The 15017-nt window shown below is 44.8% G+C and carries 15 protein-coding genes; 7 read left to right on the forward strand and 8 right to left on the reverse strand.

Annotated features, from left to right (window positions below):
* Positions 1-238 precede the first annotated feature (238 nt).
* Entirely contained in the window at positions 239-949 is a 711-nt protein-coding gene (locus NWF01_04315; GenBank protein ID MCW4024243.1) for a class I SAM-dependent methyltransferase, read from the reverse strand.
* A 338-nt stretch (positions 950-1287) separates the two neighbouring features.
* Between NWF01_04315 and NWF01_04320 the strand changes: the two genes are divergently transcribed.
* Together NWF01_04320 and NWF01_04325 are read left to right on the forward strand one after the other, a co-directional pair.
* Positions 1288-1656 (forward strand): hypothetical protein, encoded by a 369-nt coding sequence (locus NWF01_04320; GenBank protein ID MCW4024244.1) that lies wholly within the window; start codon positions 1288-1290, stop codon positions 1654-1656.
* A 5-nt stretch (positions 1657-1661) separates the two neighbouring features.
* A complete protein-coding gene (locus NWF01_04325; protein MCW4024245.1) occupies positions 1662-2045 on the forward strand; it encodes a CTP-dependent riboflavin kinase in 384 nt (127 codons plus the stop codon).
* Here the strand turns inward: NWF01_04325 and NWF01_04330 are convergent, their stop codons facing one another.
* Both NWF01_04330 and NWF01_04335 read right to left on the reverse strand, forming a co-directional pair.
* Positions 2046-3536, reverse strand: a complete 1491-nt coding sequence (locus NWF01_04330) for a CoA-binding protein (GenBank protein ID MCW4024246.1) — start codon at positions 3534-3536, stop codon at positions 2046-2048.
* Between the two features lie 87 nt (positions 3537-3623).
* Positions 3624-4469, reverse strand: a complete 846-nt coding sequence (locus tag NWF01_04335) for a coenzyme F420-0:L-glutamate ligase (protein ID MCW4024247.1) — start codon at positions 4467-4469, stop codon at positions 3624-3626.
* A 207-nt stretch (positions 4470-4676) separates the two neighbouring features.
* Between NWF01_04335 and NWF01_04340 the strand changes: the two genes are divergently transcribed.
* The gene (locus NWF01_04340) at positions 4677-5981 is read left to right on the forward strand and encodes a glycosyltransferase family 39 protein (GenBank protein MCW4024248.1); all 1305 of its coding nucleotides are present in this window, start codon (positions 4677-4679) and stop codon (positions 5979-5981) included.
* An 11-nt stretch (positions 5982-5992) separates the two neighbouring features.
* On the opposite strand, the gene NWF01_04345 is transcribed toward NWF01_04340, so the two are convergent.
* The 3 genes from NWF01_04345 to NWF01_04355 all read right to left on the reverse strand — a co-directional run bounded on the left by NWF01_04345 (position 5993) and on the right by NWF01_04355 (position 8944).
* Complete coding sequence (locus tag NWF01_04345; GenBank protein ID MCW4024249.1) at positions 5993-7339, reverse strand: FAD-dependent oxidoreductase; 1347 nt, start codon at positions 7337-7339, stop codon at positions 5993-5995.
* 15 nt (positions 7340-7354) lie between these two features.
* On the reverse strand, positions 7355-7774 hold the full coding sequence (gene gcvH, locus NWF01_04350; protein ID MCW4024250.1) for a glycine cleavage system protein GcvH: 420 nt from the start codon (positions 7772-7774) through the stop codon (positions 7355-7357).
* 84 nt (positions 7775-7858) lie between these two features.
* Complete coding sequence (locus NWF01_04355; protein MCW4024251.1) at positions 7859-8944, reverse strand: inositol-3-phosphate synthase; 1086 nt, start codon at positions 8942-8944, stop codon at positions 7859-7861.
* A 169-nt stretch (positions 8945-9113) separates the two neighbouring features.
* On the opposite strand from NWF01_04355, the gene NWF01_04360 reads away from it, so the two are divergent.
* Together NWF01_04360 and NWF01_04365 are read left to right on the forward strand one after the other, a co-directional pair.
* Positions 9114-10358, forward strand: a complete 1245-nt coding sequence (locus NWF01_04360; GenBank protein MCW4024252.1) for a molybdopterin molybdotransferase MoeA — start codon at positions 9114-9116, stop codon at positions 10356-10358.
* A complete protein-coding gene (locus NWF01_04365; GenBank protein ID MCW4024253.1) occupies positions 10351-11589 on the forward strand; it encodes a molybdopterin-binding protein in 1239 nt (412 codons plus the stop codon). Before NWF01_04360 ends, NWF01_04365 begins: the two co-directional genes overlap by 8 nt.
* Here NWF01_04365 and NWF01_04370 read toward each other — a convergent pair.
* Positions 11586-11951 carry a hypothetical protein gene (locus NWF01_04370; GenBank protein ID MCW4024254.1) on the reverse strand — a complete coding sequence of 122 codons (366 nt, stop codon included), beginning with the start codon at positions 11949-11951 and terminating at the stop codon, positions 11586-11588. The genes NWF01_04365 and NWF01_04370 overlap by 4 nt on opposite strands.
* Positions 11952-12199: 248 nt before the next feature.
* Between NWF01_04370 and NWF01_04375 the strand changes: the two genes are divergently transcribed.
* On the forward strand, positions 12200-12892 hold the full coding sequence (locus NWF01_04375) for a B12-binding domain-containing radical SAM protein (protein MCW4024255.1): 693 nt from the start codon (positions 12200-12202) through the stop codon (positions 12890-12892).
* A 93-nt stretch (positions 12893-12985) separates the two neighbouring features.
* Positions 12986-13594, forward strand: coding sequence for a radical SAM protein (locus tag NWF01_04380; protein ID MCW4024256.1), 609 nt, complete (start codon positions 12986-12988; stop codon positions 13592-13594).
* An 18-nt stretch (positions 13595-13612) separates the two neighbouring features.
* Here NWF01_04380 and NWF01_04385 read toward each other — a convergent pair whose 3' ends face one another.
* Positions 13613-14815, reverse strand: a complete 1203-nt coding sequence (locus tag NWF01_04385) for a 4Fe-4S binding protein (protein MCW4024257.1) — start codon at positions 14813-14815, stop codon at positions 13613-13615.
* Between the last annotated feature and the right edge of the window lie 202 nt (positions 14816-15017).

Here is a 15017-nt window from a genome sequence, read left to right on the forward strand (position 1 = left end):
TAAGCCTCAAAACCTTCCATCCCCTCTGGTTTGTCCAGTACTGCATTGGGCTTTTCGGACGGCAAGAAGCCGAAGCATTCCTACATGGCAGCATGAAAACACCGCCCGTATACATCCGAGTTAACACCCTCAAAGACCTCGAAGAAGGCACCATAACAAAACTAAGAGAGGAAAAAGTGACTCTGGAACACAAGCAACCTTTAAGACAGACGGCTTTTCCAGTTTCTAACTTTCTTAGCTACATATTCTTTTTAGTTAAAGAATATTTTTTTCTTAACGTAAAAGTCATAATCCAGCAAAAATTTTTAAAAAAAGTTTTGCAAAGCAACTCGTCAAAACTTGAAAGCCCCTTTAACAACCGAGGATGACTTGTTAATTTGAGGGCATTCTCGAGAATTGGAATTATATGAACAAATACGAAAAACTCCATTTCATTAACTATCTCAAAATGTTTAGCAAGGGTTCGTCTCAAGATGGATAGAACAAAAGGTCTTTCGGTAGGGTCATGAATATTGGTTGGGAACACTTTTCGACCAAGAAAGGCTATTATATTTAAAAGTCCAGGTTCATAGAGAAAAACGTATGAACGTTGAACAGTAACTCTTTTAATCTCCAAGATTGAATCATTCAGATTGCTGAAATGGTGCAATGCTGATTTACAAACAACTAAATCAACACAAGAATCTTTTATGGGAAGTTTTTGTGCATCAGCCAATATACGATGAGTATTAAATCGCCTTATTCTTTGGAGCGTTTCTTTTGAAAGGTTTATGCCTATAATATTAGGGCAATATTCATTTACCAAAGCAACTTCTTTCCCTGCACCCAATACAATGCAATCATGGCTGTCAACCTTTGCAATGGCACTTTTGAATAAAAGATCGGGCCCAGAATCCAATAAATACTTCATACTTGCAATATTCCATTGCGCACCCCAGTTTCTTCTCATGTTTTTGCCCACTAAAATTTTTGGTTATTTGGCGATTTTTTCTAGGAAATCGTGTTATCGCATATAAGGTTATGGCTGTAGGCGTGCTAAACCATCCAAACAGATATCCGATTAAAAGTCTGTATTTCAGAAAAATCAGGGGACACAGAATCAAACCTTTTAGAATCGACATCTTAACATAGGATAAGGCGAATAGTAAAATGCCCAAGCCAGAGTATTTCTAAGCAAATTTATTATCACTTCTTGTTACATTCTTAATGCATAATGCGTAGTGCCATACCTATCGGGAAAATTAAAAGGGAACCTTCCACATATCCATTAAGTATCTGGTGTGTGCTTTGAGTAAAAACGAATTATCCATTTCATATCAACCCTTCAAAGAAATAGTAATAATGGAAAAAACCAAGTTCGCCAGCGCCGACGAAATCGCACGTTTCACCTCGGTGATTGCAGGCGGCAAACTTGCGGGGCTTTACTGGGTTGACGGCGTAGTATTCTTGTATTTCCCACTCACGGCATCTACAAGCGCGGTGTCTAAAGCTTTGTTAGAGGAAGGCAAGGTTTACTGGACTTTTGTGGGGTACGCGATGATGCCCAAGTACGCACCCATTATTGAAACCAAAGAAAAAATGATTGTGCCCGTGGTTGACATCACTTCTGACCCGATTTTGCGGCAAGTTGCTGAGTGGCTTAAAACTCAAGAGTAGCAACCTTGCAAGTCACAATTGAAGGAACAGTTTTCAGCGGCAAAGGCGAAGGAAAAAAATTTGTTTCCCTACCCTGGGTAACCAAGCAGATAGGGGAGTTTGCGGGGTTTTTGCCGTATCTTGGAACCCTCAACATTTTGCTTTCAAAGGAAAATCAGAACAAGAAACTGCAAATGCAGACAGCGGGGGGGTTTGTGATTAAGCCAGAGCAGGGCTTTTTTGAGGGCAAACTGTTTCCCGCTAAGATTGAGGGGGTAGCTTGCGCGGTTATTATTCCGTTGGTGCCCAATTACCCTGAAAACGTGTTAGAAATAGTTGCTAAAGAAAATTTAAGAGAAAAATTAAAAATAAAGGATGGCAGCCACGTTAAAGTGGACTATGCCGATTGATTATTTCTTTTTGCTGTAGAATTCTTTGATGTATTCTTGGTCGTAGCCGTTCTTTTTCAGATATGCTCCGTATTGAACCAGCGCGTTAATAGCTCTAGCTGCGTCTTCGGGTGATTCAAAAGATGGCACGCCGAGCTTGTCAAATCTTGACCGTGTATAAAGCGCCATTTCTGTCTCGCCGATGTCGCACATAACTATGGGTTTGGTGTATTCAGAAGCGATTTTAGCTAAGCCGTCAATATGTACTTCACGTAAACCTGGCATGTGATGGAGCCCCAGAAGGATTATGCCATAAATCTGTGGATCCTGAAACATCAAGTCAGCAGCCATAACGAACATGTCATCAGTTACTGAACCAGTGAGGTCAACGGGGTTGGATGTTGCCGCGATTTTGAGGATGATGTTTTGGTCTTTTAGTTCTTGGAATTTCTTTAATGTTCCTTCAGAGAAACGGTCAACGGTTAAACCTAGGTCTTCACATTCATCAACAGCCATAACTCCAGGTCCACCAGCATCCGTTAAGATGCCGAGGTTTTTGCCTAAAGCTGGAGGCTGCATTGCAAGGGCTTTACCTATGTCAAAGAACTCTTCCATGTCCCGTGCTCGTATAACTCCACATTGCTCAAAGGCTGCATCGTAAACTTTGTCTGAACCTGCGATGGCTCCAGTGTGGGAGGCTGCGGCTCGTGCACCTGCGGAGCTTCTGCCTGATTTGATTATGACTACTGGTTTTTTAAGGGTGACTTTTTTAGCTACTTCAAGAAAAGCTCTTCCGCCTTTAACGTCTTCTAAGTAAACCATTATGACTTTGGTTTCTTCATCATGTAGCAGGTAATCGAGAATGTCAGATTCAGTTACGTCACATTTGTTTCCAAAACTTACGAATTTGCTAATGCCAATTTGGTGTCCAGTCAAATAGTCCAAAGCTGCAACACCAAAAGCACCGCTCTGAGTAATCATGGCAATGTTGCCGGGCATTGGTCTTGGTGTGGCAACGACTTCTTCGCCTGTGGTTAAAACCTTGGTTTCAGGCAAAAATAATGTGTCTACACCTGTTTTTGAGTAGTAAACGCCTAGACAGTTTGGTCCAAGCAGGCGGATGCCGCCTTTTTTGGCGATTTCGACCACTTGGTCTTCAAGCTCTTTGTTTCCAACTTCTTTGAATCCTGAGCTGATGATTACTGCATTTTTTACTTTTTTCGCCACGGCTTCTTCCATAACGCCGGGGACAGCTTTTGCTGGAACAATAACCACAATTAAGTCAATTGGGTCGGTGATTTCACTTAGGGTATGATAACATTTGAAACCTAAAATGGAGTCCTCTTTGGGATTAACCGGGTAGAGTTCTCCTTTGAAAACATCCCGTTTCTTGTTTGTGGCAAAGCTTTTGAATATGACTTGTCCTGCTTTATCGAGTTTTTTGGTTGCACCTATAACGGCTACGCTTTTTGGATTGAAGAAAGCATCAATATTCTGCACTGCGTCTTCCATATTATTTTCCCAACTTGTATTTTTCCTACTAACGAAAAAAACAGTGGTATTAAGATTGTGTTCATAAACTATGGCTTTGCAAGGCATTTAACGGGGGGTTTTGCGTACTATAACAACAGGTTTATGCTTAACATTGGCGAGCATATCATAACTGACACCACTAACCTCCACGCCAAAACGAGCCGCCATATCCCAAACAGTTGCACCCGAACCAGCCCCCCGTACATGGTCAGCGATGTTAGCGATTTTTAAGGATTCACCAGCATGAAACCTGCAGCCAGCAACTGCAAGCGGTGTAGAACTCTTCTTGAACCTAAGTACCCTGCCAACAAGATAAGTAAATAAACCACCGAAGGCGGGGATGCCTTTGACGGCGTGGGGCAACGGAGTGAAGTAAAAATTTCGGAAAAGATAAGTTTTGTCTGTGTCAACGATAATTATGCAGACGCGCCGATTTAGGGTAGCTTGAATGTACCCGCGGATTTGTTCGGCGGTTTCTTGAGGGTTCTTTAGGGGCATACTCACGTATGAGTAGGGCAGATTGGAGCCGTCGATGCCGCCTTCCGACCCGAACAGCAAAGCCTGAAAGAGCCCCGCGTACTGCAAGATTACCTGCTTGTGCTTGCCGCCTGATTCTATGGGGTACTCGCGGAGTCGCCTGATGAGTCTTGGTCCAAAATGGCACAGCGCACCCAAAAAGTAACCCCAAACCAGCTGCATCCAAACCCGCGCTAAAAATTTGGCACTTAAACTTGGCTTAACCTGAGCCTCATCAATTATGTTGCCCTGTGCTGTGGAAACTGCTTTTTCAGAAATCACCACGAAGTCGCCATCCAAAACCCTGCCCGCAAGGGCTTTGGCGATTTTGGCGTGGTAGTCCTCTTTGGGTTTCCAGTAGCCTGTCTTTATTGCCAGAGCTTTATACTTTACCATTAAGGATGCACACTATCAGAGCAGTCTTTACTTAAGGTTAATAAATACTTATCAGATTTCTGTGAATGAACAAAAAGGTAAATGAAATGTCAGTTGCCCATTTTGAGCAGTGTACGTCTATTGTGTCTTAAATTGACAAAAGTTCTAGTCTGTTTTTGGGAAATTTTAAAAATACCTTGACACAAAATTACGTGTTTGTGGGAGGAGTTGACAGCTCAAAACTTCAAGGCTTTTCTGCTTAGGCATTACCCGTTAATCGGGGTTTTAATTGGCGCTCTGTTACTTTTGCTGTCCATTGGCGAATATCACAATTGGGATTCCGACCTAGAATTTGAGGCTGCGGGAAACGTGTTAAGCAATGGCTTTCCCTTGGTTAACCACAATATTATAAACCAGCCCCCACTTGGCTTCTACATCAACGCACCCATCTTTGCTATTTCCGGGTTAAATTACCACAACGCCATCTCCATCCAGATTGCTTTTGCTCTTGGCTGCATAACGCTGCTTTACGCCGCTGGCACTCTACTCTACGGCAGGCGAACTGGACTGGCAGCAGCTGCTCTTTTCGCGGTGGTTCCATGGCAGGTTTACATTTCAAAAATTTTCCTCATAGACGTAAAAGCCCTCTTTTTCAGTTTACTGTTTCTGATTGTGGCGGTTTATGCTGTGCGGCGTAATTCGGAGCGACTGGTTTTGGCAGCTGGAGCAGTGTTTGGAATTGCATTACTTACAAAACTTTATGCCGTGTTTATGCTGGTTCCAATTGCGCTATTGCTTTTTTTGAACCGTCAAGAAACCGATTTCAGACTTTCTACAAGAAAACTGTGGATTTTTCTTGCACCTATTGCTCTTCTGCAGTTTGTGTGGTATGGCATATTTTTTAACTCTAATTTTTTAAACGTTTACTTTAGCACAGACTTTGGAGGACACCTAACCAATTCCTCACCCACTTATCTTCTGAACCTTCTGGTGCAAAGTGGAGGCTGGTTTTTGTGGGCTGCAACAATTTTCTCGCTGGTTCTAACTGCATGTTTCTGGAGGTTTTTTGCAGGTTTAAGACGTATGGATTTGGTTTGTTTTGGAACGGTAGCGGTTATTTGCAGTATCGATTTGCTGTTTGCCATGGTTTTCGGTTGGCCTGTGCCGTACATTAGTTCGTTTAAGTACCTGTATTTTGCCGTGCCATTTTTCTGCCTGTTGGCAGCATCTTTAGCGGCGAAAAGCAGCAAACTAATTGCCTTGGGCAGTAAAGGCTCTGGCAGAAAAACGAAAATAGCTTTAGCCGGATTTGGAGCAGTTTTACTCGTGGTCAGCCTATTCGAAAACGCCCTGTTTATCATTGAACACCCAAGCGAAATTTTCATTCGTTTAGATTCTTTCAACTACTTCCCATTATACCAATTTTCGCCAGCCATCGCAGACCACCAAAACTTCGCCTACTTAGGCACCGCAACAATAATTCTCTCTTTGCTACTACCATTAATAATGCAAATTTTAAAAAGAGAGGGCTAACTGCTGCCCACTTACCGCAGCTTCATCAGCACCATTTCCGCCGCAAGCACCATAGGCTCCCAAGTCTCACACAGAGGCGGCGCGTAAGCAGTGTCAGCTTTGGCGAGTTCCCGAACAGTCATACCCTGCTGAATTGCAAAGCTCAGACAGTTAACGCGCTGCGTTACTTCTTCGCCTCCGATAACTTGCCCACCAACAATACGTTGGGATTCTTTTTCGACGATGAGTTTTACTTTGATGGGTTTTGCGTCGGGGTAGTAGTCCGCGCGGGTTTTGCTGGTTATGGCTCCTGTGACTACTTCGATGCGGTTTCTTGCCGCGGCAGTTTCAGTTAAGCCTGTGTTACCGGCCTCAATTTCAAAAAGTCGCGTGACTGCGGATGCTAAGACTCCGCTGAATTGTGAGTAGCCGCCGCCAGCATTTGCGCCTGCAACCTTACCCATCCTGACCGCTACAGTGCCAAGTTGGGGACAACAGGGCTTATGCGTAACAATGTTTGGGGCTTCAGCACAGTCACCCACAGCATAGACATCTTTGACTTCGGTTTCCATCCTGCCGTTAGTTTTGATTGCGCGTGTCTCACCCAATGGAATTCCCACGTCAACGGCAAGTTTGGTGTTTGCACGTACGCCAAAGGCGCTGATGAATAGGTCGGCTTCGATTTTTTCTCCGCCAGCCAGTATCGCGGTGACTTTTTGGTCTCCGAGGAATTCTTCGACGCATTTGCAGGTGAGGATTTTCATGCCCTTAGATTCGAGGTGTTCCTGCACCAGTTTTGCCATGTCCGCGTCCAATAGTTGGGGCAGAATCTGGGGGAGCATCTCCACGATTGTGACTTGTAGTCCACGCTCTATTAAGCCAACGCCAACTTCTAAGCCGATAAGTCCTGCACCCATGATGACAGCGGATTTTGCGCCTGCTTTAACAACTGCGTCGATACATTCGCCGTCTTCCATGCCGCGTAAGCTTAGCACGCCAGGTTTTTCTTTGCCTTTGATTGGGGGTGTGAAGCTATCTGCGCCTGTGGCGATTATTAGACTGTCATAGGGCAGCGTTTCGGTTGTTCCTATTTTGGTTTGTATGGTAACAGTTTTTTCGTTGGTGTTTATTTTGGTGGCTTTGGTTTCGGTGCGCAGGTTAAGCTTTTGCATTTGGAAGAATGCTTGGGGGTAAACTATTAGGTCTCTAAAACATTTGATTTGACCGCCAATCACAAATGGTAAGCCGCAGCGTGAGTAGCCCGCGTTGGTTTCCTGCGTGATTAGTGTGATTTCGGCTGTGCGGTCTTTTTTTCTTGCGGCAGAGGCAGCTTCTACGCCTGAAGCGTTAGCGCCGATGATTACTATGCGCCGTGCCATTGCCATGCCTTCAGGTCAGCATTTTCCTGCGGCTTGCGCCTTGTGCCACTCAACGGCTTTGTCAAAATCCATAATGATAGCAAGGTCGGCTTGTAGGTTGCTGGGTGTTACTACGATTAGCCAGCCGTTGCTGTAGGGGTCTTCGTTTAGGGTTTCGGGTTTGGATTGCACTTCATCGTTGACTTCGGTGATTGTGCCGCTGATTGGAGCAACCAAATCCGAGACTGCCTTGACGGATTCAAGTGTGCCGTATGGCTCGTTTTGTTTGATTTCGGTGCCTACGCTTGGCAACTCGGCGTAAACGATTTCCCTAAGTGATTTTTGAGCATAATCAGTTATGCCTATGCGGACTTTTTCGCCCTCAATTTTAACCCATGAAAAATCATTTGAATAATATAGCCCTTCAGGAACATCGTATGATTCAATTTTTACCATAACCTTGAACCTTCCCAAGTTTATAATTAAGATAACGTGAACTGCCATCAAACTATAAAAGGTTTAAGAAAAGAAAAAACGGGTTTAGCGTTCGCGCTTGCCTGCTACCCACTCTTCAGTCCATTGCAGTGCTTGAGAGTCAGGAACCTGAACTGGAGGATGCTTAAACGCGTACGAAGGCATACTGATAAGTGCGCCACTGATTTTGCGGTCCAAAGCGATTTTTGCGGCTCGGATAAGGTCGATGACTACGCCTGCACTGTTGGGGCTGTCTTCTACTTCTAGTTTGGCGCTGATGGTGATTGGGCGGTCTCCGAATGCACGGGTTTTTAGGCTGATGTAGCAGATTTTCTTGTTATTTAGGAACTGTACAAAATCTGAGGGACCAATGCGTGTGGGTAGGTCGTATGGTACGAGGCTGGTGACGGCTTCGGTTTTGCTAATACGTTTGGATGTGAGGCGGTTTTCTACGGTCATGTTTTGGAAGTCAGTGTCTCCGCCAAGGTTTAGCTGGTATGTTTCATCAACGATTGTTCCTCGGTCAAGACAGAGCCGTACAAGGGTTCGGTGAAGAATAGTTGCGCCAACTTGGCTTTTGATGTCATCACCAAGAACGGGCAGGCCTGCGTCCGCGAATTTTTTAGGCCACTCGCCTGATTTGTCGCTGCCGATGAATTCAGGCATACAGTTCACATAGGCACATCCCGCGTCAATTGCACATTGCGCATAGAAACGGACTGCATCATGGCTGCCCACGGGCAGGTAGTTAACGAGAACTTGGGTTTTGGTTTCTTTTAGCAGGTTGACGATGCTTTCTTTGCTGGTTTGGCTATCGTCATAAACGTTGAAGGTTTCGCGCATGTGTGGAGCGACACCATCCAAAATGATGCCTGGTGAAACCGTCACGCCTAGGTTGGGTACGTCGCTGAATTTTACGGCGCAGTTGGGTTTGAGAAATATTGCCTCGGAGAGGTCTTTGCCGATTTTGTCTTTGTTTACTTCAAAGGCGGCGACGAATTTGATGTCGGTGATGTGGTATCCGCCAAAATTAACATGCATAAGACCAGGAACGGTTTCGTTGTCTTTTGCGTTTTTGTAGTATTGGGTTCCCTGAATGAGGGCTGATGCGCTGTTTCCAACGCCGACTATTGCTACACGAATTTCAGGCATCCTTAAACCATCCAAGACTTGATTATTAGATTAGGCTTAATGACCGCCTCAACTAATAACTTTTTCTCACCCACAACATGTTTAATTTTTTTACTCACCCAAGAAGAAGCCAAAGTTTTTCGATATGTTTTTTATGTTAGTTCGTTATTTTGCTGTATGGTGAACCGCTTTGGTTAAGCTGAAAGGTTTCCAAAAATTAACCCCCATAAACCAAGCCCTAACAACATGGTTTGATGCACTGCAAGTTCAACCCAGAAAAACCACCATGTCATTGCAAGATGCTTTAGGCTATGTTTTGGCGGAGGATTTAGTTGCGCCGCAGGATTTGCCCAGATTTGACAAGTCAGCCATGGATGGGTACGCGGTGAAATCCGCCGATTTAGTGGCTGCAACCCAATTCAAACCCGTCACCTTGCAGCTAATCCGTGACGGCGAAGTCTGTGAGGGGCAGGCGAGGCAAATTTGGACAGGAAACCCCATCCCCAAAGGCGCAGACTCCGTAGTCATACTTGAAAACACCACTCTTGAAGGCGACAAACTACAGGTTTTTAGCCAAATTGCCCTCGGAGGCAACATTTCCAGAAAAGGCGAAGACGTAGCGGCAGGCACAGTTTTTCTAAAGGCTGGATTCCGCTTAAACCCGTATCATATCGGTTTAGCTTCTGCTTTTGGGTTTGTGCAGTTGCCTGTTTTTGAAAAACCAACTATCGCACTTGTTGCCACGGGAAACGAAGTTGCCGCAGTAGGCACCACACCAGCGGAGAATCAGATTTATGATTCAACCAAAACCATTCTTGCCGCAGAATGCCAAGAGCTTGGTGCAAAAACTCTGGACTTGGGCGTTGCAAAAGACAACATGGAAGAAATAGTTGGCAAGATTGGGCAAGCGCTTAAGGCTGCGGATGCAGTTATCACGACTGGCGGAACCAGCGTGGGCGGTTTAGACTTGGTTCCTGACGCAGTGAATAGTCTTGGAAAACCCGGCGTTGTTGTTCATGGCGTTGCGCTGCGACCTGCAATGCCAACTGGAGTGGCTGTAGTTGACAATAAGCCGATTATGATTTTGTCGGGTAATCCTGTGGCGTCGGTTGTTGGTTTTGAGGTTTTTGGCAGACCCTTAATCAGTAAGTTGCTTGGGTTGAATTGTGAAGAGCCAAGACCAGTGTTGCAGGCGACTATGATTAAGAAGATTGCGGGTGTGCTGGGTAGGAAAACCTATGTATGCGTGAAAGTAGTTTGGAAGGACGGCGAGTTGGTGGCGATTCCAATTAGCGCTAAAGGTTCAGGAACCATAACTACGATGACCCAGAGCAGCGGGTTTGTAATTATTCCTGAGAACCGCGGAGGCTTAACCCAAGATGAAACAGTTACAGTTCACATGTTCGCAGACGTGGAGACAGAAAACAATGTTTAGAAAACTCATGACTCTTGAAGAAGCAAAAAAAGCAATTAACACTCAATTCACAGCTTTCCCACTTGGAGAAGAAGAAGCACCATTACTGGAAGCATACAATCGGGTACTAAAAGAAGACGTAACCTCCACAATGGATATTCCCTCCTTTAACCGCTCAATTGTAGATGGGTACGCCCTAAAAGCAGAAGAAACCAGCAGTGCAGACGAAAACACTCCAGTACAGCTCAAAATGGTGGGTTCAATTTTGGTGGGTGAACAGCCCAAAGTCGTGCTTGAGAAAGGGGAAGCAGTTGAAATAGTTACGGGTGCACCGATTCCTGAAGGTGCAGATGCAGTTGTCATGGTTGAGGACACTGAACGGGAAGGCGATGACTTACAAGTTTACGTTAGCCTAACCCCAAACGAGAACACCATGAAAAAAGGCGCTGATATAAAAAATGGCGAAGTCATCCTTAAAGCCGGCAAGATTTTGGGCGCTTCCGAGATTGGTGTGCTGGCAGCGTTGGGAAAAACCAGCGTGAAAGTCTCCAAAATGCCCATCGTAGCCGTGCTATCCACAGGCGCAGAAGTAACAGAGTTGGGAAAACCTTTGCTTCCAGGAAAAATCTATGACATCAACGCATACAGCATCAGCACAGCAATCATTGAGTGTGGAGCTAAACCTGTGTACTTTGGCGTGGTTGGCGATGATAAAGAAGCTTTGGCTAAGACGCTTAGATGTGCGTTGGATTCTGCGGATATTGTGATTACTACTGGCGGGGTTTCGGTTGGACCCAAAGATTACACGCCTCAAATTGTGGATGCTCTGGGAAAACCAGGATTAATCGTGTATGGTGTTGCCGTTAAACCTGGAAAACCTGTTTCAGTTGCGTTCGCGGAGAAGAAACCGATTTTTTCTCTACCGGGACAGCCTGTGGCGGCGTTGTTGATGTTTTATTTGCTTGCTAAACCTATAGTGCAGGAGTTAGCTGGTAGACCTGTAACGGAGTTGAAAACTGTTAAGGCGTTTGCTGGCGCACGTATGTTTAGTGCTAAGGGTAGGCGGACGTTTGTGATGGCGAAGCTTTTGTGGGATAAGGATTGCCGTTTGATTGCAGAACCCGTTGAAAGTGGCGCAAGTGGAGCCATAACCAGTCTGGCTAAGGCTGATGGGTTTGTGGAGATTCATGAAAACATGCAGTTTGTGGATGTAGATCAAGCGGTGAATGTTAAGCTGTTTAGAGGCATCTAAGCTTTGGTGCCTTTAAACAGTCCAAGATAAATTGTGAATACCCACGTCAATATGGCATAGGCAACAAGTAAGCCTGCAACTACGTAATTGCCAAAGCCGCCGACAACCACTGTGTAAATTGAGAAAACCGATGCCGTTATAAAATACACGAAAATCAGCAGCATTGTTTCTTTTCTTTTCTTAAACAAAAAGTACCCCGTGACCACGCCTAAGATGCCAAGTAGGAGCACATGGGGGGCAAAACTTGTTAATGGGAAGAATACCAGCAGGATTATTCCGCCTATAAAGTAGAACATGTAGGATGCTAAGTCTATTCGGCTGGATTGGCTGATTATTGTTTTTAGTTTAGTTGACATTGCCATGCTGTTGCCCTCTTAACCCTTAAAGCATAAGGCCTGAACTAATAAATTTAATGTTCTATAATAGTATTTAGCCAATTATCACCCTACAAAAAGCAAAAGTTCATACAGAAACATCCCGCCAAAGCCGCAGTCAGCTAAATTAGTCAAATTCACGTTTTTTCCTATTAATTCTCAAAGCTTATTAGTGTCTAAAACCACTCATTTAAACCATCAATTTACTTAGTCTCGAAAATTCACCGTGGTAAAAGATGGCTAAAACAAAAATTGCGCTAATCAACCCACCCTTCATGGAAGGCTCTTTTCATCACCCGCTTCTTCTCCCCCTCGGTATAGCATATCTTGCCGCAGTTGCTGAAAAAGGCGGTCACGAAGTCAAAGTTATCGATTGCCCAGCAAATGGCTTAGACCAAACGCAACTCCAAAAAGAACTCGCCAGCTTTAACCCAGACATCGTGGGCATCACAGGCACCACCCCAACCATCAAATCCTCAATCCAATCAGCCAAAACCGCCAAAGAAGTCCTTCCAAACGCGCAAGTCCTCGTTGGAGGAGCACACGCCACCTTCATGGACAAGGAACTACTTGAGGAAGTACCAGCAATCGATGTTATTGTGCGAGGCGAAGGCGAAATGACACTGCTAGAATTGGCAGACACGGTGGATAAACTTGACCTCGCAAAAGTTGATGGTATCACTTATCGCAAAGACGACAAAATTGTGCAAAACAAAAAAAGGGCATTTATTCAGAATCTTGATGAAATGCCAAGACCCGCCTATCACCTGTTCCCACTGGACAAGTATCACATTTACGGCAAAACCTTCCTCCCCGTTATGAGCAGCCGCGGATGCCCATTCCAATGCGCGTTTTGCGTAACTAGCCAGAGTTTTGGCGCCCAATTCCGAGCCCGAAGTGCAACCAACGTGGTTGACGAAATTGAGTGACTCAAGAATACGTATGGCGCTGACGGCTTCACCTTCTACGATGATATCTTAACGCTTAATCGAGATCGTATCATCAGCATCTGTGACCAACTGGTGGAACGTAAAATCAACCTTCCATGGGGATGCCAAACTCGCGTTGACCAAGTTAACAAGGACATGTTGGGCAGGATGAAACGTGCCCGATGTGCTGAGGTTTCCTTTGGCGTTGAATCTGGCTGCCAAACCTTGTTGGATGCTTTTCACAAGCACACAGTGGTTGAACAAAATATTGCTGCTGTTAAGTTGGCTAAGAAGGAGGGTTTGTTTGTGGCGGTTTCTGCAATTGTTTCTTACCCCGGCGACACTATGGACATGGTTAAGCAAACGGTTGATTTGCTCAAGAAAATGGAGTCCGACGACGCGTACCTATGTATTGCTACGCCTTATCCAGGAACTGAGTTGCGTGCGACGATTGAGGCGAAGGACTGGAAAATCAGCAATGACTGGAACCTCTACGACACCATGAACCCCGTCTTTGAGAACCCCAACATAGACAATGAAGAAATCGCCCGTATCCGCAAAGACTTCTACAACCACCTATACTCAACCAAGTACATTCTGCGGCAACTTTGGAAGGGCAAAATAAAAGGCAACTACTACAGCCAAATGATGGCACGCTTCGCAATTGGCAGCATGTACTGGAAACTCAAAGGACACCACTAAACCGCTTATGCTCACTGTTTAGACAGAAAGTGGCTTTTCTGTTTTCTTTTTACGGTTGAACAGGTTTTTGAGTTTGCAAATGTCGGGTTTTGCGAACCAGCGGATTTTTATGGCGCCATGGTCGCAGGCGATGTAGCATTCCATGCATTTAGTGCATCGGTTAAGCATGGCATTTTCGTTTAGCAGATTTATCTGTGCGGGGCAAGACCGCATGCATTTGTAGTTGTCTATTTTACGGCAGACTCCACAGTAGTCGATGTGTCGGTCGGGGCAGTTTTCTGGGCAACGATTCATTATGCATTTTTCTGGGTCTCTTTTAGGTTTTATGAAGGGGTTCAAAGTGGATGTCAGATTTATTAGGGCGCCGACGGGGCATAGTTTGTTGCACCAGAACCTGCGCTCTTTGAGACTAACAAGAACCGCAATTACAGGGAAAATGAGCAGTTCAAGATAGAATGGTCCCGCATAGAATAGACCGCTATATTTTGGGGCAGAAACAACCTCTCCGCCAACTGCTTTTGTCGCGAATGTGGTTGCTTTATAATGGAATAAACCGCGGCTTGCAATCCCGATGGGACAAATTAAACAGAAAGCGTTAAAGCCCAATACCGAAGCAGCACCCACTGAACCAGCCAAAATTCCTGTGGCAACTACACCATTTTTGGTGAAGATTTTTGTGACGGGGCAAGTGACACAAAGTTTAGGGTTGACTTTTTTTGCTTCTGCTTCTTTTATGGCGTCTTTAAGGTTTTTGTCAACTATTTTGGCGCGTTTTGCTTCAATTTTTGGAAGGAACCGCTCGACAAATCGGTCAAAACTATCAACTATTGTGCCAACGGGGCATGCCCAACTGCAAAACATTGACCCAAGAATAACAATTATGACAAGAACTATTGCTAAGGAAATGATTGTGGGTGTTAGGAGTTCAACTTTTGTGGTTACAAGTGCCTGCATTGCACCTAATGGTTCCACAAGCCACAGTCCCGTGTCGGTGTTGCACCAGCCATCAAGCCAGATACTGCATGGTGATTGCCCAAGCGATAGGTAAATGGATGGTTGAACAGGCGGCATTATTGCACTTGTTACACCTGTATATGGTGTGGGAAAAAAGGGGCCATCAGGCACGTAATGCAGTGGAATAAGGAAGAGAAGCAGAAATACCAGTTTACTTGTCCATCTCAAATAGCGAATATACTTTTTGGGAAAGTGAACTTTGGGCACATGTCTCACGTTTAACGGGTGGTAAACAAGATAATTAATCTAGAAACCGTGCGTAGAAGATAAAAAGATATTGCAAATAACCAAAAAACAGCTTAATAGCACAAAAAAAGCAAAAATAGAAACTTCGTGATGGAACTACTGTTTTCGTATGCACTATCGTCTTTCTTTGTGTTACTGTATTGATACAGTCACAAATAGTAAA

It is taken from the genome of Candidatus Bathyarchaeota archaeon (genome assembly GCA_026014585.1).
Lineage (GTDB): Archaea > Thermoproteota > Bathyarchaeia > Bathyarchaeales > Bathycorpusculaceae > Bathycorpusculum.